Source organism: Thauera sp. SWB20, from assembly GCF_000831325.1.
GTDB classification, from domain to species: Bacteria; Pseudomonadota; Gammaproteobacteria; order Burkholderiales; family Rhodocyclaceae; genus Thauera; species Thauera aminoaromatica.
On record NZ_JTDM01000015.1, the window covers coordinates 1 to 18,258 of the forward strand.

At 67.3% G+C, this 18,258-nt stretch carries 12 protein-coding genes and 1 rRNA gene; 6 read left to right on the forward strand and 7 right to left on the reverse strand.

All coding sequences use genetic code 11. The features are described 5' to 3' along the window. Positions 1 to 400 (reverse strand): 16S ribosomal RNA (locus PO78_RS06120); the annotation flags it as partial. Between the two features lie 567 nt (positions 401 to 967). Continuing rightward, the gene (locus PO78_RS06125; protein ID WP_012585094.1) at positions 968 to 2,368 is read right to left on the reverse strand and encodes a hypothetical protein; all 1,401 of its coding nucleotides are present in this window, start codon (positions 2,366 to 2,368) and stop codon (positions 968 to 970) included. A 200-nt stretch (positions 2,369 to 2,568) separates the two neighbouring features. On the opposite strand from PO78_RS06125, the gene PO78_RS06130 reads away from it, so the two are divergent. After that, positions 2,569 to 3,363 (forward strand): thymidylate synthase, encoded by a 795-nt coding sequence (locus tag PO78_RS06130; protein ID WP_004312322.1) that lies wholly within the window; start codon positions 2,569 to 2,571, stop codon positions 3,361 to 3,363. After that, positions 3,360 to 3,854: a dihydrofolate reductase gene (locus tag PO78_RS06135; protein WP_004312324.1), complete on the forward strand. Its 495-nt coding sequence runs from the start codon at positions 3,360 to 3,362 to the stop codon at positions 3,852 to 3,854. Before PO78_RS06130 ends, PO78_RS06135 begins: the two co-directional genes overlap by 4 nt. A 93-nt stretch (positions 3,855 to 3,947) precedes the next feature. Here the strand turns inward: PO78_RS06135 and PO78_RS06140 are convergent, their stop codons facing one another. The 3 genes from PO78_RS06140 to apbC form a co-directional block, all read right to left on the reverse strand. Continuing rightward, positions 3,948 to 6,191 (reverse strand): arginine/lysine/ornithine decarboxylase, encoded by a 2,244-nt coding sequence (locus PO78_RS06140; protein WP_004312326.1) that lies wholly within the window; start codon positions 6,189 to 6,191, stop codon positions 3,948 to 3,950. 149 nt (positions 6,192 to 6,340) lie between these two features. After that, complete coding sequence (gene dcd / locus PO78_RS06145; RefSeq protein ID WP_004312328.1) at positions 6,341 to 6,907, reverse strand: dCTP deaminase; 567 nt, start codon at positions 6,905 to 6,907, stop codon at positions 6,341 to 6,343. Between the two features lie 191 nt (positions 6,908 to 7,098). Next, on the reverse strand, positions 7,099 to 8,190 hold the full coding sequence (gene apbC, locus PO78_RS06150) for an iron-sulfur cluster carrier protein ApbC (RefSeq protein WP_004312329.1): 1,092 nt from the start codon (positions 8,188 to 8,190) through the stop codon (positions 7,099 to 7,101). Positions 8,191 to 8,358: 168 nt separating this feature from the next. On the opposite strand from apbC, the gene PO78_RS06155 reads away from it, so the two are divergent. The 4 genes from PO78_RS06155 to PO78_RS06170 all read left to right on the forward strand — a co-directional run bounded on the left by PO78_RS06155 (position 8,359) and on the right by PO78_RS06170 (position 13,459). Further along, on the forward strand, positions 8,359 to 8,955 hold the full coding sequence (locus tag PO78_RS06155) for an OmpA family protein (RefSeq protein WP_374617178.1): 597 nt from the start codon (positions 8,359 to 8,361) through the stop codon (positions 8,953 to 8,955). A 77-nt stretch (positions 8,956 to 9,032) separates the two neighbouring features. Further along, positions 9,033 to 11,234: a methionine--tRNA ligase gene (gene metG, locus PO78_RS06160; RefSeq protein ID WP_043742798.1), complete on the forward strand. Its 2,202-nt coding sequence runs from the start codon at positions 9,033 to 9,035 to the stop codon at positions 11,232 to 11,234. Positions 11,235 to 11,406: 172 nt separating this feature from the next. Beyond that, a complete protein-coding gene (locus PO78_RS06165) occupies positions 11,407 to 13,098 on the forward strand; it encodes a SulP family inorganic anion transporter (RefSeq protein ID WP_004312333.1) in 1,692 nt (563 codons plus the stop codon). Next, entirely contained in the window at positions 13,091 to 13,459 is a 369-nt protein-coding gene (locus tag PO78_RS06170; protein ID WP_370695913.1) for an acylphosphatase, read from the forward strand. Before PO78_RS06165 ends, PO78_RS06170 begins: the two co-directional genes overlap by 8 nt. A 219-nt stretch (positions 13,460 to 13,678) precedes the next feature. Here the strand turns inward: PO78_RS06170 and dnaE are convergent, their stop codons facing one another. Together dnaE and PO78_RS06180 are read right to left on the reverse strand one after the other, a co-directional pair. Further along, positions 13,679 to 17,203, reverse strand: coding sequence for a DNA polymerase III subunit alpha (dnaE, locus tag PO78_RS06175; protein WP_043742799.1), 3,525 nt, complete (start codon positions 17,201 to 17,203; stop codon positions 13,679 to 13,681). 43 nt (positions 17,204 to 17,246) lie between these two features. After that, entirely contained in the window at positions 17,247 to 18,221 is a 975-nt protein-coding gene (locus PO78_RS06180; protein WP_043742800.1) for a quinone oxidoreductase family protein, read from the reverse strand. Positions 18,222 to 18,258 lie beyond the last annotated feature (37 nt).

Here is an 18,258-nt window from a genome sequence, read left to right on the forward strand (position 1 = left end):
GCGGCATGGCTGGATCAGGCTTGCGCCCATTGTCCAAAATTCCCCACTGCTGCCTCCCGTAGGAGTCTGGGCCGTGTCTCAGTCCCAGTGTGGCGGATCATCCTCTCAGACCCGCTACGGATCGTCGCCTAGGTGAGCCTTTACCTCACCTACTAGCTAATCCGACATCGGCCGCTCCAATCGCGCGAGGTTCCGAAGAATCCCCCGCTTTCCCCCTCAGGGCGTATGCGGTATTAGCGTAGCTTTCGCTACGTTATCCCCCACGACATGGGCACGTTCCGATGCATTACTCACCCGTTCGCCACTCGCCGGCAGGCCGAAGCCCCCGCTGCCGTTCGACTTGCATGTGTAAAGCATGCCGCCAGCGTTCAATCTGAGCCAGGATCAAACTCTTAAGTTCAATCCAGCAAAGTACTCAAAATACTGACTTACATCAGCATGAGCACCAATCATTGTGATACCTATGCGACCAAAGTCGCCGACCACAACAACCAAGCACCCACACTTATCGGTTGTCCAAGTTTTTAAAGAATCGCTGCGCTGCCGCAGCGAAGAAGCGAGATTATGTAGAACCTACATCACCCTGTCAAGCATCTCGCGAATCTTTTTTGCGCCGCCCCGCCAAAAACACGGAACAACAAGACCCGCAACACCCGACTGCCTCTCCCTTCCCGCCCCGCTGCGCCTGAACTCAAGCACCGCTGCGCTGGAAGAGGTGCGCATTATAGACAACCAAATCCTGACGTCAAGAAAAAAACAACAAAAAACCTCTCCGACCAATCCAGGAACACCCGCACCAGCACACCAGCCGCAAGCACCACGCCGCGCAAAACCACAGGCCATCCACGCCAAGCACACTCGACCTGCGTCGCCCTCGCACGACGCCAACCAAAGAAATCCCCGCCCCCCCCCTTGCATCCGACAACCGCGAACGGCCGGTCGGATCGGCCAAGGAGCGCCTAAGGACTTACAGAACCTGGAACACCTGCAGTTGATAACCGGCTTCGCGCCGGAGAACACCGAGCGAGCGTAGTTTATGGACCGCCCCCGCGGTCTTGACGAAGACCGGCTCGGCGAGCGCAGGCGCATTGGCGGGCATCAAGACGCGCAAGGCCTCGCCCTTGCTCGGGAGATCGCACAGGATGCCGTCCACGCTGGCGCGACCGTCATCGATCACGCCGAGCGTCGGACTGCGAGCCAGCAACTCGATGCCCAGACCCGCGTGCGCAGCCCACATGCGCAACCGGCGCACGATGCCAAGCTGCCAGCCTTCGCCGTCCACGAAATGGATGCCGAGGAGTTCACCGATGTCTGGCCACGCGCGCGTCGGGTCGCTGTTGGCGACAATCTGCAGGCCGCTGCGACTGAAATCGACCACCCTCCAGTTTCGCGGCACCGGCAAGGGCTGCCCGCCGATCACCGCGGCACAGGCGTGCAATCCCCGCGCGATATCTGCGCTCGCCTCCTGGGCGTAACGGCGTCGTGTGCGCACCGGAGGGGTATGCGACCACTGCATGCGCAGGTATTCGACGGCTGCGCGGGCATGCTCGAGTGGCAGGCGCCCGAACGGAGCGGGCACGATCGAGCGCGCGAGCTGCCTCGAGAACTCGGTCAGCAACTCCCCCGCCGCCCACGGGGCGAAACGCCACTCGCCATCCCGGTGCTTGCCCATCTGGCGCACCGGGATGGTTCCCTCCTCGGGGATGACCACATACTGCGGAACATCCGCCGCGCGCCGATCGAGGGAGAGAAACGGAAGGCAAATATCCACCACGTGCCCGAGCGCGACGCCCATCTCGAGCTCGACCTGATCGAGGTTGATGCTGTAGTGGGCGACCGCGCGCAGGTATTCGCGCCCGATGCTGTGCAAGTCTCCGCCGACGACGCTGTCGCGGGCCTGCGGCGAGGAAGAGAACAACTGGCCGATGCGCCCCCAGAGCACCTCCTCGGGGCCGAAGCGATCGCAGGCGGACCACTTCAGCGCCTCGACCACGCTGCTCGCGAGACGCAACCGGATCTCTTCGGAGGCGGCCACCGAGTTCGACGGCGAGAGACACCAATAGCCATCGCACACTGCCATCCAGGCATCCCGGACCCCTGCGAGCCAACGCACCCACCACGCGTGGTCACGCTCGGGCGCGGCGCCTGCCAGAGCGCGCACCCCGACCGGCGCCGAGCGCTCGACTGCTTCACGCAAGGCGTCGTCGAAGCTGGACACCACATGCAAGCCCGCGACCTCCGTCTTCTGGCTTCCCGGTTTGTACAATGCCCGCAGCGTCGCAGTCGCCGCCTCCAGGCCCGCGACCGGGTTGCCTCCACCAGCGAGCACACCGGCAGGCGTGTAGTCGAGCGTCCTGGGCTGGTCCAAAGGGCTTTCTCCGCACAAACCGCGCCCTGCCTGTGTTCCCCAGGGAAAACAGGCGTCGCACGAAAGATTTCGTCACATTCTGAACCAGCGTCCACGGCGATGTCCACCGCATACACGCCGGGACGAAGCGATCGTATCGCCACCGCCATCACAGATCCTTCGCCCTGCACAGTAGAATCTCGCCTTTTCCGGGAGCGACGATGCGACAGTACCTCGACCTGATGCGCCATGTGCTCGAGCACGGCGACCCCAAGACCGACCGCACCGGCACCGGAACCCTGTCGGTGTTCGGCTGGCAGATGCGCTTCCGCCTGCAGGACGGTTTTCCGCTCCTGACCACCAAGAAGCTGCACACGCGCTCGATCATCCACGAGTTGCTGTGGTTCCTGCAGGGCGACACCAACATCCGCTACCTGAGAGAAAACGGCGTGTCGATCTGGGACGAATGGGCGGACGCCGACGGCGAGCTTGGCCCGGTGTACGGCAAGCAGTGGCGGCGCTGGGAGACCGCAGACGGGCGCAGCGTCGACCAGATCGCACGCGTCGTCGAAAGCATCCGGCGCACCCCGGATTCGCGCCGCCATCTCGTCTCGGCATGGAATCCGGGCGAAGTCGACGCCATGGCCCTGCCGCCCTGCCACGCGCTCTTCCAGTTCTACGTCGCCGGCGGTCGCCTGTCGTGCCAGCTCTACCAGCGCAGCGCGGACATCTTCCTCGGCGTGCCCTTCAACATCGCCTCCTATGCCCTGCTCACCCACATGGTGGCGCAGGTGTGCGAGCTCGAAGCGGGCGATTTCGTGTGGACCGGTGGCGACTGCCACCTCTACAGCAACCACCTGAGGCAGGCGCGGGAGCAGCTCGAGCGCGCCCCGCGCCCCCTGCCGACGCTGCGCCTGAACCCCGCAGTGCGCGACCTCTTCGGCTTCCGCTTCGAGGACATCGCGCTCGAAGGCTACGACCCGCATCCGCACATCAAGGCCCCGGTGGCGGTATGAAGAAGCCCGAGATCGTCCTCATCGCCGCGGTCGCGCGCAACGGCACGATCGGCCGCGATAACGAGCTGCCCTGGCGGCTGAAGGCCGACCTGCAGCATTTCCGTGCCCTCACCCTGGGGCACCCGATCCTGATGGGGCGCAAGACCTGGCAATCGCTCGGCCGCCCGCTGCCAGGACGGCGCAACCTCGTGGTGAGCCGTACGCCGGATTACCGTGCCGAAGGCGCCGAATGCTTCGCCGACCCCGCGGCCGCGATCGCCGCGGCCGGCGAGGCCCAGACACTGTTCGTGATCGGCGGCGCCCAACTTTACGCCCAGCTGCTTCCCCTCGCCGACCGCCTCGAGCTCACCGAGGTGAAAGCCGACGTCGAGGGCGATGCGCACTTCCCCGCCGTCGATCCGGCGCGGTTCGTCGAGGAGCGTCGCGAGACACACCACGCCGACGCCGACAACGCCTTCGACTTCGATTTCGTGCGCTACTGCCGGCGCTGAGCCCGACGGCCGCGCCGACTGCCCTGCCGCAGAAACGACAAGGGCCGCATCGCGCGACCCTCGTCATTCGACACCCCCTGCGGCGGGAGCGGCTCAGCCCTTCACGCAATCCACGTGGTAGCGCCCGTCCTCGCCCTTGACCAGGCCGTGGATGTCGGTCTCGAAGCCGGGGAAGCGGGCGTTGAAGTCGCGCGCGAACTTGAGGTAGCGCACGATCGTCGCGTTGAAGCGCTCGCCCGGGATCAGCAGCGGGATGCCCGGCGGATAGGGCGTGACCAGCATCGCGGTGACGCGGCCCTCGAGCTCGTCGAGCGCCACGCGCTCGATCTCGCGGTGCGCCATCTTGGCGAAGGCGTCGGCGGGCTTCATCGCCGGCACCATGTCCGACAGATACATCTCGGTGGTCAGTCGGGCGACGTCGTTGGCCTTGTAGAAGCTGTGGATCTGGTCGCACAGATCCTTGAGCCCGACGCGCTCGTAGCGCGGATGCTTGGCGATGAATTCGGGCATCACGCGCCACAGCGGCTGGTTGCGGTCGTAGTCGTCCTTGAACTGCTGCAGCTCGGTCACCATCGTATTCCAGCGGCCCTTGGTGATGCCGATGGTGAACATGATGAAGAAGGAGTACAGGCCGGTCTTCTCGACGATGATGCCGTGCTCCGCGAGGTACTTGGTGACGATCGCCGCCGGGATGCCGGTGTGTTCGGCGAAGTCGCCGTCCATGTTCAGGCCCGGGGTGATGATCGTTGCCTTGATCGGGTCGAGGATGTTGAAGCCCTCGGCCAGGTTGCCGAAGCCATGCCAGCGCTCGCCGGCCTTCAGCGTCCAGTCGTCGCGCTCGCCGATGCCCTCCTCGGCCAGGTACTCCGGCCCCCAGACCTGGAACCACCATTCGTCGTCGCCGAATTCGGCGTCCACCTTGCGCATCGCGCGACGGAACTCCACCGCCTCGGAGAGCGATTCATTGACCAGTGCGGTGCCGCCCGGCGCCTCCATCATCGCCGCCGCCACGTCACAGGACGCGATGATCGCGTACTGCGGCGAGGTCGAGGTATGCATGAGGTAGGCCTCGTTGAAGATGTCGCGGTCGAGCCTGCGGGTCTGCGAGTCCTGCACCAGGATCTGCGAGGCCTGGCTGAGTCCGGCGAGCAGCTTGTGGGTGGACTGGGTGGCGAACACCATCGACTCGCGGCAGCGCGGACGATCGGCGCCGATCGCGTGATAGTCGCCGTAGAAGTCGTGGAAGGCGGCGTGCGGCAGCCAGGCTTCATCGAAGTGCAGGGTGTCGATCTCGCCGTCGAGCAGCTCCTTGATGGCCTCGACGTTGTACACCACGCCGTCGTAGGTCGACTGGGTGATGGTGAGGATGCGCGGCTTCTTGTTCTTCGCCTCGCGCGCGAAGGGGTTGGCCTCGATCTTCTTGCGGATGTTCTCCATTGAGAACTCCTCCAGCGGGATCGGGCCGATGATGCCGTAGTGGTTGCGCGTCGGCGTCAGGAACACCGGCACCGCGCCGGTCATGATGATCGAGTGGAGGATGGACTTGTGGCAGTTGCGGTCGACGACCACGATGTCGCCGGGCGCCACCGTGGTGTGCCAGACCATCTTGTTCGACGTCGACGTGCCGTTGGTGACGAAGTACAGGTGGTCGCAGTTGAAGATGCGCGCCGCGTTGCGCTCCGAGGCCGCCACCGGCCCGGTGTGGTCGAGCAGCTGGCCGAGTTCGTCGACCGCATTGCACACGTCCGCGCGCAGCATGTTCTCGCCGAAGAACTGGTGGAACATCTGCCCCACCGGGCTTTTCAGAAAAGCAACGCCACCCGAGTGCCCCGGGCAGTGCCACGAGTACGAGCTGTCGGCCGCGTAGTGCACCAGCGCGCGGAAGAAGGGCGGCGCCAGCGAATCGAGATAGTTCTTCGCCTCGCGCACCACGTAGCGCGCGATGAACTCCGGCGTGTCCTCGAACATGTGGATGAAGCCGTGCATCTCGCGCAGCACGTCGTTGGGGATGTGGCGCGTGGTGCGCGTCTCGCCGTGCAGGAAGATCGGGATGTCGGCGTTGCGGAAGCGGATCTCGACGACAAACGCGCGCAGGTCGGCGATCGCCTTGGCCGAGGCCTCGGGCGAGGAGAACTCCTCGTCGTCGATCGACAGGATGAAGGTCGAGCCACGGCTCTGCTGCTGCGCGAAGGACGTCAGGTCGCCGTAGCTGGTGACGCCGAGCACTTCCATGCCCTCTTCCTCGATCGCCTTGGCGAGCGCGCGGATCCCCAGTCCCGAGGTGTTCTCCGAGCGGAAGTCCTCGTCGATGATGATGATGGGGAAGTGGAATCTCATCCTGGTCGTCTCCAGCGGGTCCGTGCGGGCCGGGTAAAGCCGGCAGTGTACTCCGGCGAAGATTGCCCGCGCGTTACCGAAATTGGTTCGAAAAAGCACAAGGGGCCGTCAGGCGGCCCCGTGGAGGAAGGTCGGCGAAGCGAAGGCGCTCAGATCTTGGGCAGGGTGACGCCGGTCTGCCCGAGGTACTTGCCGCCGCGATCCCTGTACGAGGTCTCGCACACCTCGTCCGACTCGAAGAACAGCATCTGCGCCACGCCCTCGTTGGCGTAGATCTTCGCCGGCAGCGGCGTGGTGTTGGAGAACTCGAGGGTCACGTGGCCTTCCCACTCGGGCTCGAGCGGGGTGACGTTCACGATGATGCCGCAGCGCGCGTAGGTGCTTTTGCCCAGGCACACGGTCAGCACGCTGCGCGGAATGCGGAAGTACTCGACCGTGCGCGCGAGTGCAAAGGAGTTCGGCGGGATGATGCACACGTCGCCGGTGAAGTCGACGAAGTTGCGCGCATCGAAGTCCTTGGGGTCGACGATGGTCGAGTTGATGTTGGTGAAAATCTTGAATTCGTTCGCCACGCGCACGTCGTAGCCATAGCTCGAGGTGCCGTAGGACACGATGCGGCCGGTGTCGTTGCTGCGCACCAGTTCCGGCGCGAAGGGCTCGATCATGCGGGCCTGTTCGGCCATGCGGCGGATCCACTTGTCGGACTTGATGGACATGGGCGCGTCTTCCGGCGGGTTGCGGTGCGGGCGGCGGAGGCCGTCCGTGAAAAGCCGCGTAGTGTAAGGCAGGCAAGCGGCGGACGAAAGGCGGAGGGAAAACGAATCGCGGCCGGATCGCGCGAAGTTGGCGCACGGCGGGCACGCTCGACGTGCGCGCCCGCCGCTACGGACGGGCGCGGCCTGCGCAATCAGGCGGACTTGAACACGATGTTGGGGAACTTGTGCGTCATGTCCTTCGAGCGCTCGGCGATGCGCACCGCCACCTTGCGCGCGATCTGCTTGTAGATCGAGGCGATGCGGCCATCCGGATCGGCGACCACGGTGGGCGCGCCGCTGTCGGCCTCGGTGCGGATCTGGATGTCGAGCGGCAGCGCACCGAGGAAGGGCACCTTGAAGTCCGCGCACATCTTCTCGCCGCCACCCTGGCCGAAGATGTGCTCCTCGTGGCCGCACTTCGAGCAGATGTGGATGCTCATGTTCTCGACCACGCCGAGGATGGGCACGCCCACCTTCTCGAACATCTTCACGCCCTTGCGCGCGTCAAGCAGCGCGATGTCCTGCGGCGTGGTGACGATCACCGCGCCGGTCACCGGCACGCTCTGCGACAGGGTGAGCTGGATGTCGCCGGTGCCCGGGGGCATGTCGATGACGAGGTAGTCGAGGTCGTCCCAGGCGGTGTCCTTGAGCATCTGGTTGAGCGCCTGCGTGGCCATCGGGCCGCGCCACACCATCGGCGTATCGGGGTCGATCAGGAAGCCGATCGACATCGCCTGCAGCCCGAAGGCCTGCAGCGGGGTCATGGTCTTGCCGTCCTCCGACACCGGGCGCTGGTCGCCGATGCCCAGCATCTGTGGCTGCGAGGGACCGTAGATGTCGGCGTCGAGCAGGCCGACGCGGGCACCTTCGGCCGACAACGCGAGCGCGAGGTTCACCGCGGTCGTGCTCTTGCCCACGCCGCCCTTGCCCGAGGCCACCGCGATGATGTTGCGCACGCCCGGCAGCAGCTTGACGCCCTGCTGCACCGCGTGCGCGACCACCTTGCTAGACACCGTCACGGCGACGCGCTCCACGCCCGGCAGCTTGGCCACGGCCTCGCTCAGCAGCGCGCGGATCGGATCGTGCTGGCTCTTCGCCGGGTAGCCGAGCTCGACGTCGAAGCGGACCTCGCCACCCTGCACCGACAGGTTGCGGATGCTGCGCCCCGCCACGAAATCCTTGCCGGTGTTGGGATCGATCACCTGCTTGAGCGCTTCGGTTACGGTTTGCTGATCAAGACTCATCGCGTTTTCCTCGAAAATCGGTGCACCCGCCGCCGGGTGGAAGCGGCAGAATCATACCGGAGCGCAGCGCCGGACTCATCCGCGTTCTGCGCAGGGTTTCTCGCCCGCCCCCGCACCCGACCCCGTTCGACGAATTTCCCGCGCGCCGCATGCAGGCGCCACATGCACATGACTTTGCGCAATTCCCGCCACAGACCCGGCTTCCCGACGGCCCTCGTGTCCGCCACCCTGCTCGCCGGCCTCCTCGCCGCCTGCGCCAGCCCTGGCGGCAATGGCACGGCCACCGACGCGATCCACCGCCATGCGCTGGTGCGGACCGCACCGCCCGAACCGTCCTGGGCCGCACTTCGCGAGCAGCTCGCCAAGGCCACCACCGGCCTCGCGGGAGTCGAGATCGGCAGCGCCGGCGACACGGGCTTCCGCGTGCAGATCCCGGTCGCCGACGGCTTCGCCAGCGGCAGTCCGGCAATCCGTCCGACGCTCGGACGCGCGCTCGACGCGCTCGCGCCCGCGCTCGCGGCCGAGGCCGGAGTGGCGGTGCGGGTGGTCGGCCACACCGACAGCCAAGGCAGCGAGATGGTCAACCTGCGCCTGTCGATCGCGCGCGCGGAGGCAGTGGTGGCGTGGCTGCGCGAGCGCGGCATCGCCCTCGACCGCCTCGCCGCCGACGGTCGCGGCGAGGCCGATCCGCTCACGTCCAACGCCACCGAGGAAGGCCGCGTGCGCAACCGCCGCATCGAGCTGATCCTCTCGCGCATGCCCTGAGCGCGCGCCACGGCGCGGCATCGCGTGCCGCTTTGCTAAACTCTCGACTTTATCCGGCACCGGTTCCCGCACCCATCATGTCCCGCAAGCTCCTCGTCACCAACGCCCTGCCCTACGCCAACGGCGACATCCACCTCGGCCACCTCGTGGGCTACATCCAGGCCGACATCTGGGTGCGCTACCAGCGCATGCGCGGCCACTCGGTGCACTACGTGTGCGCGGACGACACCCACGGCACGCCGGTCATGCTGCGCGCCGAAAAGGAAGGGCTCACGCCCGAGCAGCTCATCGAGCGCGTGCACGGCGAGCACCTGCGCGACTTCACCGCCTTCGGCGTCGCATTCGACAATTACCACTCGACGCACAGCGCCGAGAACCGTTTCTATGCCGAGGACATCTACGCCAGACTGAAGGCGGGCGGCCTGATCGACACACGCTCGATCGAGCAGTACTACGACCCGGTCAAGGAGATGTTCCTCCCCGACCGCTTCATCAAGGGCGAGTGCCCGAAGTGCGGCGCCCCCGACCAGTACGGCGACAACTGCGAGGCCTGCGGCGCGGCCTACGCCCCCACCGAGCTCAAGAACCCCTATTCCGCGGTGTCCGGCGCCAAGCCGGTGCTGAAGACCTCGGAGCACTACTTCTTCCGTCTGTCGGACGAACGCGCGGTCGCCTTCCTGCGCGAATGGACGCGCGGAACCAACGCCGCCGGCGAGCGCCGCCTGCAGATGGAAGCCGCCAACAAGATGAAGGAGTGGCTCGGAGAAAACGCAACTGAGGAAGGCGAGAACACGCTCTCCGACTGGGACATCTCGCGCGACGCACCCTACTTCGGCTTCGAGATTCCGGGTGCGCCGGGCAAGTACTTCTATGTGTGGCTGGACGCACCGATCGGCTACCTCGCCAGCTTCCGCAACCTCGCTGCCAAGCGCGCCGCCGCGGGCGAGACGATCGCCGTCGAGGACTACACCGACGCCGCCCGCGCCGCCGCGGCCGGCACCGAGATGGTGCACTTCATCGGCAAGGACATCCTCTACTTCCACGCCCTGTTCTGGCCCGCGATGCTGAAGTTCGCCGGCTACGCCACGCCCAGCCGGCTGTGCGTGAACGGCTTCCTCACCGTCGACGGCGCCAAGATGAGCAAGAGCCGCGGCACCTTCATCACCGCGCACTCCTACATCGCGCAGAAGCTCGACCCCGAGTGGCTGCGCTACTACTTCGCCGGCAAGTCGAACGGCACCATGGAGGACGTCGACCTCAACCTCGACGACATGATCGCCAAGGTCAATTCCGAGCTCGTGGGCAAGTTCGTGAACATCGCCAGCCGCTGCGCCGGCTTCATCGGCAAGCGCTTCGACGGCCGCCTGGGTGAGGCCGACGCCGCCGCCTGTGCCGAGTTCGCCGCCGCCTGGAGCGAGGGCCGAGTCGCCACCGCGTTCGAGGAGCGCGACTACAGCCGCGCGCTGCGCGAGGTCATGCGCCTGGCCGACCTCGCCAACCAGTACGTGAACGACCACAAGCCCTGGGAACTCGCCAGGCAGGAAGGCCAGGAAGCCCGCCTGCACACGGTGTGCAGCACCGCGCTGACCATGTTCCGCGACCTCACCCGCTACCTGAAGCCGGTGCTGCCGGCGCTCGCCGCGCAGGTCGAAACCTTCCTCGCCATCCCGGCCATGGACTGGCAGGGCGACTGGGCGGCGCTGCCTGCCGGCCATGCCATCCAGGCCTACAGCCACCTGATGACCCGCGTCGAGCGCAAGCAGATCGACGCCCTGCTCGAGGCCAACCGCGAGTCGCTCGCCCCGGCGACGGCGGTGCCCGCGAAGACAGACGAGCCTGCCAAGGACACCGAGGCGGCGTCCTCGCAGCAGCGCCACGCCGAGAAACAGCAGCATTCGGCCCAGGCTGCGGAGACCGCCTCGCCGCATATCACGATCGACGATTTCACCAAGGTCGAGCTGCGCATCGCGAGGATCGTCGATGCCCAGCACGTCGAAGGCGCCGACAAACTGATCCGGCTTGCGCTCGACATCGGCGAGGCCGACGAGTCCGGCAACCCGAAACCGCGCCAGGTCTTCGCGGGCATCAAGTCGGCCTACGACCCGGCGACGCTCATCGGGCGCCTGACGGTGATGGTCGCCAACCTCGCACCGCGCAAGATGAAGTTCGGCATGAGCGAGGGCATGGTGCTCGCCGCCTCCGACGCTGCCGGCAACACGCCAGGGATCTTCCTGCTCTCACCCGACGCCGGCGCGCACCCCGGCATGAAGGTGAAGTAAGCCGCACCGAGTCGCCGTCATGCCGCTCACACCCTCGAAACGCTGGATCGTCCTGCATCACGCCGGCCGAGGGTGACCGTCTCCGCGCTCCGCGCCGCCTGCCTGCCCTCGATGGCGGCGGCGCCGCCCGGGCCTCGCGCCCCGTCCTGAACCAGTACGCAGCGGAGACAACATGAAACTCGACTTCCGTCCCAAGCTCTTCGACACCCTGCCCGGCTACAGCCGTGCGACCTTCGTCGGCGACCTCTCCTCGGGCATCACCGTGGGCGTGCTCGCGCTGCCGCTCGCGATGGCGTTCGCGATCGCCAGTGGCATGTCGCCTACCGCGGGCATCTGGACCGCGATCGTCGCCGGCTTCCTGATCGCCTTCCTTGGTGGCTCCAAGGTGCAGATCGGCGGGCCCACCGGCGCCTTCATCCCGATCATCTACGCCATCGTCGCCGACCTCGGCGTGCAGAACCTGCTCATCGCCACCATGATGTCGGGCGTGCTGCTGTTCGCCATGGGCGCGCTGCGCCTGGGCAACATGATCCGCTTCATCCCGCTGTCGGTCGTGATCGGCTTCACCAACGGCATCGCGGTGGTGATCTTCATCTCGCAGATCAAGGACTTCCTCGGCCTGCAGATCGCCGACCTGCCGGGCGAGTTCTTCGCCAAGATGGGGGCGCTCGCCGCGGCGCTGCCCACGCTGCACCTGCCCACGGTGGCGGTGGCGCTCGTGTCGCTCGCGATCCTGGTGGCGTGGAACCGCCAGGCCGTGAAGACCGCGTGGATGCGCCGCCTGCCCGGCCCGCTCGCGGTACTGATCATCCTGACCGCGATCAACGCCCTGATCGCGCTCCCGGTCGACACCATCGGCAGCCGCTTCGGCGGCATCCCGCAGGAAATTCCGCCCTTCGGCCTGCCGGAACTGAGCCTGTCCACGCTCGGCAAGCTGATCGCGCCGGCGATCACGATCGCGCTGCTCGGCGCGATCGAGTCGCTCCTCTCGGCGCGCGTCGCCGACAGCCAGATCGACGACCGCCACGACCCCAACCAGGAGCTGATGGCGCAGGGCATCGCCAACGTCGCCGCGCCGCTCTTCGGCGGCTTCGCCGCCACCGGCGCGATCGCGCGCACCGCGACCAACATCCGCACCGGCGGACGCACCCCGATCGCCGGCATGATCCACGCCGGCGTGCTGCTCGCGATCGTGCTCGCGCTCGCCCCGCTCGCCAGCCACATCCCGCTCGCCACGCTGTCGGCGATCGTGGTCATCGTGTCGATCAACATGGGAGAGTGGCACGCCTTCGCGCCGAAGGAGCTCGCGCGCTACTCGCTCAACTACCGCACCATCCTGCTCGGCACCTTCTTCATCACCGTGGTGTTCGACCTCACCCTGGCGGTCGAGATCGGGATGGCGCTCGCGAGCCTATTCTTCATCTACCGCATGTCCGACCTCACCCGCATCGACCGCGTGCCGCTGGAAGACTTCTATGGCGTCGAAGCCTTGTCCCACCCCGACGGCACGCCGCGCATCGTCGCCTACAAGCTCAAGGGCAGCCTCTTCTTCGGCGCCGCCAACAAGCTCGAGAACCTGCTGCTCGGGCTGCCCGGCCACCCCGAGGTGGTCGTGCTGGACCTCGACAAGGTGATCAACATCGACACCACCGGCCTGGACATCCTGCAGACCCTGCACCGCAACCTGCAGAAGCGCGGCGCCCACCTCGTGCTGTGCGGACTCAACTCGCAACCCGGCTCGATCGTGTTCCGCTCGGGCTTCAGCGACAAGCTCGGCGACGACAACATCGCCGCCAACCTCACCGAGGCGCTGATCCGCGCCCAGCGCCTGAGCGGGCGCGAGCCGGAGATCGCCTATGCCTGAGCGGAAATCGCCCACGCCTGAACAGCACTCGAGCATGCCCGACGGGAAATCACCGCTGCCCGCTGCAAGCGCGCCGGCGGCGGACGCCATCGCCCGCCGCCTGCGCATCCACGGCAGGGTGCAGGGCGTCTGGTATCGCGGCAGCGCGACCGCCGAGGCGGCGCGCCTCGGCCTCTCGGGCTGGGTGCGCAACCGCAGCGACGGAACGGTCGAGGCGCTCGCGATCGGCCCGCTCGTCAAGGTCGAAACCTTCGTCGCCTGGGCCCACCGGGGCCCGGAGAATGCGCGCGTGTCGCGGGTGGAGGTGTTCGAGGCCGAACTCGAGCGCCTCACCGGCTTCGAGCAGCGTCCGACGGTTTGAGCACAGCCCGACCCGAACGAAGCGCCCTCGACTTCCGCGACGGCGACGCGGCGCGCCCGTTGCGCGCCGTGGGAGTTCATGCGCTGTGATCGCGACTTGCGTCGCTCCTACGAAAACCCGCAGACCCCCAGCGCATGTTCGATTCCCGTGGGAGCGACGCAAGTCGCGATTGCAGCGCCTCCATTCCACGCCGCAGTCGTCACCGCACCGGGCGGCGCCTCAGGGGTACACCACCTCGACCGCCTCGCCCGGCAGCCATTCGCGCAGGCTCTCCAGCAGCGCGTCGTCCAGGCGCACGCGCCAGCCGTCGCCGAGCGGGAGCTCGGCTTCGGCGGCGGCGTTGCGATAGCGGACGCGGATCGGGCAGCCGCCCTCGCGGAAGGGCTCGAGCAGGGTCTGCAGCTTGCCGGCCGCGCCCGCCGCACCGCCGCTGGCGGCAAGCTCGCCGTCGATGCGTAGCGACAGCGCGCGTGCGAAACGGCTGCGCGCCTCGCCGAGGGTGAGCAGGCGGTCGGCGTTGATGCGCAGGCCACCGGAGAAATCGTCGTTGCTCACCTTGGCCTCCACCACCAGCACCTCGTCGGTGACGATCTTGCCGCGGCTCGCCTCCAGCACCTCGGAATACACCGTGACCTCGCGCGGCTCGGTACCGTCGTCGAGCAGCACGAAGGCCATCTTGCCGCGGTTGCCGACCTTGGTGCGCTGCTCCATCACCACGCCGGCCAGCATGGTGATGTCGCGCGAGGGCTCGAGCTGCGCCAGCGTGCGGCGCACGAAGCGGCGCACCTCGGGCTTGAAGGCGTTGAAGGGATGGCCGGAGAGGAAGAAGCCGATCGCGAGCTTCTCTTCCTTGAGGCGCTCGCGCTCGGTCCACGCACGCACCTTGGCGAACTCGGGCGCCGCGCCCGCGGCCTCCGGCATCAGGTCGAAGAGCCCACCCTGCATCGCGTTGGCCGCCGCCTGTTCGGCCGCCTCCATCGCCAGCGCGACGGTCGCCATCAGCTGCGCGCGGTCCAGGCCCTTGTGGCCCGGCAGGGTGTCCATCGCGCCGGCGCGGATCAGCGCCTCGATGACGCGGCGGTTTACCATGCGGCGATCGACGCGCTCGCAGAAATCGAACAGGTCGCGGAAGTCTCCGCCCTTCTCGTGCGCGGCGAGGATCGCGCGCACCGCAGGCTCGCCCACGCCCTTCACCGCGCCCAGGCCGTAGCGGATGATCTTGCGATCCACCGGCACGAAGCGGTAGTCGGAGGCGTTGACATCCGGCGGCAGCACCTTGATGCCGTTGGCGAGCGTGTCTTCGTAGAAGATCTTGACGGTATCGGTGTTGTCCAGGTCGGACGACATCGTCGCCGCCATGAAGGCCGCGCAGTGGTGCGCCTTGAGCCAGGCGGTGTGGTAGGTGACCACCGCGTAGGCCGCGGTGTGCGACTTGTTGAAGCCGTACTCCGCGAACTTGGTCATCAGGTCGAAGAGCTGCTCGGCGAGCGCCGGGTCATAGCCCTTCTGCTTCGCACCCTCGGCGATGGTGGCGCGGTGCTTGGCCATCTCGTCGGCCTTCTTCTTGCCCATCGCGCGGCGCAGCATGTCGGCACCGCCAAGCGTGTAGCCCCCGATGATCTGGGAGATCTGCATCACCTGTTCCTGGTACACGATCACGCCGTAGGTCGGCTCCAGGCAGGCCTTGAGGTCGGGGTGGAAGTAGTCGATCTCCTGCTGGCCCTTCTTGCGCAGGATGAAGTCGTCCACCATGCCCGAGCCGAGCGGGCCGGGACGGTAGAGCGCGAGCACCGCGATGATGTCCTCGAAGCGGTCGGGCGCGAGCTTCTTGAGCAGCTTCTTCATGCCGTCCGATTCGACCTGGAAGATCGCCGTGGTGTTGGCGTCCTTGAGGATCTGGTAGGCGGCGGGATCCTCGAAGCCCAGGCTCATCAGGTCCGGACGGCTGCCCTCCAGGCGCGCCACGTACTCCAGCGCGAGCTCGATGATGGTCAGGTTGCGCAGGCCGAGGAAGTCGAACTTGACCAGGCCCACGGCTTCGACGTCGTCCTTGTCGAACTGCGACACCGGCGTGGCGTCGTCGCCGTCGGCGATGTAGAGCGGACAGAAGTCGGTGAGCTTGCCGGGCGCGATCAGCACGCCGCCGGCGTGCATGCCGACGTTGCGGCTCAAGCCCTCCAGCGGCTGCGCCAGGCTCCACAGGTCGCGCACCGACTCGCCGTCGTTGCCGTCGGCCATCATCTCGCCGATCTGCGGCTCCATCTCGTAGGCCTTGTTCAGCGAGACGGGCTTGGCGCCCTCGATCGGGATCAGCTTGGAGAGGCGGTCGCACAGGCCGTAAGGCAGATCCAGCACGCGGCCGACGTCGCGCACCACCGCCTTCGAGGCCATGGTGCCGAAGGTGGCGATCTGGCTCACCGCGTCCTTGCCGTAGCGCTCGCGCACGTACTCGATGACGCGGTAGCGGTTGTCCTGGCAGAAGTCGATGTCGAAGTCGGGCATCGACACCCGCTCGGGGTTGAGGAAGCGCTCGAACAGCAGCGCGTACTCGAGGGGGTCGATGTCGGTGATCTTGAGCGAGTAGGCCACCAGCGAGCCCGCGCCGGAGCCCCGCCCCGGTCCGACCGGCACGCCGTTGTTCTTGCCCCACTGGATGAAGTCGGCCACGATCAGGAAGTAGCCGGGGAAGCCCATCTGGATGATGGTGTCGGTCTCGAACTTCAGCCGCTGCTCGTAGCGCGGGCGCTGACGCTCGCGCTCCTCCGGGTGCGGGTAGAGCTGGGCGAGGCGCTCCTCCAGCCCCTTCTTCGCCTCCGCGACGAGGAAGTCGTCGAGCGTCATGCCCTCGGGCGTCGGGAACAAGGGCAGGAAGTTCTTGCCGAGTTGCACGGTGAGCGAGCAGCGGCGCGCGATCTCGACCGCGTTCTCGAGCGCCTCGGGCAGATCGGCGAAGAGCTCGCACATCTCCGCCTGGCTCTTGAGGTACTGCTCCTCGGTGAAGTCGCGCGGCCGGCGCTTGTCGGCGAGCACGTAGCCCTGCGCGATGCAGACGCGCGCCTCGTGTGCCTTGAAATCCTCGCGCTTGAGGAACTGCACCGGGTGGGTCGCCACCACCGGCAGGCCGAGCCGGCCGGCGAGTTCCACCGCGTGGCGGATGTAGGACTCGGTGCCGGGATGCCCGGCGCGCTGGATCTCGATGTAGAAGGCGTCCGGAAACAGCCGCGCCCAGTCGGCCGCGAGCTGTTCGGCGAGCGCGAGGTTGCCGGCCGCGATCGCCGCGCCGATGTCGCCGCTCATCGCACCCGACAGGCACAGCAGCGCGCTTGCGGCACCATTCTCGAACCACTCGCGGCGCATCTCGGCGCGGCCGCGGTGCTTGTTCTCGAGGTAGGCGCGCGTCAGCAGCTCGCACAGCTGACCATAGCCCGCGCGGTTCTTGCAGATGAGCAGCACGCGCTGCGGCTTGTCGCGCTCGGCCTCGTTGCGGATCCAGGCGTCGACGCCGACGATGGGCTTGATGCCCTTGCCGCGCGCGCCCTTGTAAAACTTGACCATGCCGAACAGGTTGGCGAGATCGGAGACGCCGAGCGCCGGCATGCCGTCGGCCGCGGCGGCGGCGATCGCCTGGTCGAGCTGGACGATGCCGTCGGTGATCGAATATTCGGAGTGCAGGCGGAGATGCACGAAGCGCGGAGCGCTCGGCACGATGGGCGCTTCGGCCATGGAGGGGGCAGCAGGATTCATGGCGCGGATTTTACCCGACGCCGCCCGCCCCCGCCGCCGACACTCAGGGCAACAGCACCGTCGAGCCGGTGGTCTTGCGCGCCTCGAGGTCGCGGTGTGCCTGGGCCGCGTCCTTCAGCGCATAGCGCTGCAGGATCTCGATCCTCACCTGGCCGCTGCGCACCACCTCGAACAGCGCCGCGGCGCGTTCGACGAGCTCCGCGCGGCTGGCGATGTAGTCGGGCAGGCCGGGCCGAGTGACGTAGACCGAGCCCGCCTTGTGCAGCAAGGCGCAATCGAAGGCGGCGACCGGACCGGTGGCGTTGCCGTAGCTCACCATGGTGCCGCGGCGGCGCAGACAGGCGACCGAATCGAGGAAGGTGTCGCGCCCGACCGAATCGTACACCACCGCGACGCCTTCGCCGCCAGTGAGCGCGCGCACGCGCTCGGGGAAGTTCTCGCGCGAGTACACGATGACGTGGTCGCAGCCGAGCACGCGCGCGCGCTGCGCCTTGTCATCGTTGCCCACGGTGCCGATCACGGTTGCGCCGAGCTGCTTCGCCCACTGCACCAGGATCGAGCCGACCCCACCCGCCGCCGCATGCACCAGGATGGTCTCGCCCGCCTTGACCGGGTAGGTGGCGTGCAACAGGTATTGTGCGGTAATGCCCTGCAGCATCATCGCCGCGCCCTGCTCGAAGGAGATGTCGTCCGGCAACGGCACCAGGTGGCGCGCCTCGATGTTGCGCGCCTCGGCATAGGCATCGAGCGGGCCGCTGGTATAGGCCACGCGGTCGCCCACCTTCAGCTCGGCGACACCGTCGCCGACCGCCTCCACCACGCCCGCCCCCTCCATGCCCAGCCCGGACGGCAGCGTCAGCGGGTACAGGCCACTGCGGTGATAGGTGTCGATGAAGTTGAGCCCCACCGCATGGTGGCGCAGGCGCACCTCGCCGGTCGCGGGTGGCGGCAGCTCGACGGCCTCCCACTGCAGGACTTCGGGGCCGCCGGTGCGGTGGATTCGGATCGCATGGGTCATCGGATTCTCCTCGGGATTCCTTGCGCGCAGCGTCGGA

Excerpts from the sequence above, each read along its gene's own strand:
- PO78_RS06180 (WP_043742800.1), bottom strand. The coding sequence starts at position 18,221 with ATGACCCATGCGATCCGAATCCACCGCACCGGCGGCCCCGAAGTCCTG.
- apbC (WP_004312329.1), bottom strand. The coding sequence starts at position 8,190 with ATGAGTCTTGATCAGCAAACCGTAACCGAAGCGCTCAAGCAGGTGATC.
- dcd (WP_004312328.1), bottom strand. The coding sequence starts at position 6,907 with ATGTCCATCAAGTCCGACAAGTGGATCCGCCGCATGGCCGAACAGGCC.
- PO78_RS06135 (WP_004312324.1), top strand. The coding sequence starts at position 3,360 with ATGAAGAAGCCCGAGATCGTCCTCATCGCCGCGGTCGCGCGCAACGGC.
- PO78_RS06155 (WP_374617178.1), top strand. The coding sequence starts at position 8,359 with ATGACTTTGCGCAATTCCCGCCACAGACCCGGCTTCCCGACGGCCCTC.
- PO78_RS06165 (WP_004312333.1), top strand. The coding sequence starts at position 11,407 with ATGAAACTCGACTTCCGTCCCAAGCTCTTCGACACCCTGCCCGGCTAC.
- dnaE (WP_043742799.1), bottom strand. The coding sequence starts at position 17,203 with ATGAATCCTGCTGCCCCCTCCATGGCCGAAGCGCCCATCGTGCCGAGC.
- metG (WP_043742798.1), top strand. The coding sequence starts at position 9,033 with ATGTCCCGCAAGCTCCTCGTCACCAACGCCCTGCCCTACGCCAACGGC.
- PO78_RS06130 (WP_004312322.1), top strand. The coding sequence starts at position 2,569 with ATGCGACAGTACCTCGACCTGATGCGCCATGTGCTCGAGCACGGCGAC.
- PO78_RS06140 (WP_004312326.1), bottom strand. The coding sequence starts at position 6,191 with ATGAGATTCCACTTCCCCATCATCATCATCGACGAGGACTTCCGCTCG.
- PO78_RS06170 (WP_370695913.1), top strand. The coding sequence starts at position 13,091 with ATGCCTGAGCGGAAATCGCCCACGCCTGAACAGCACTCGAGCATGCCC.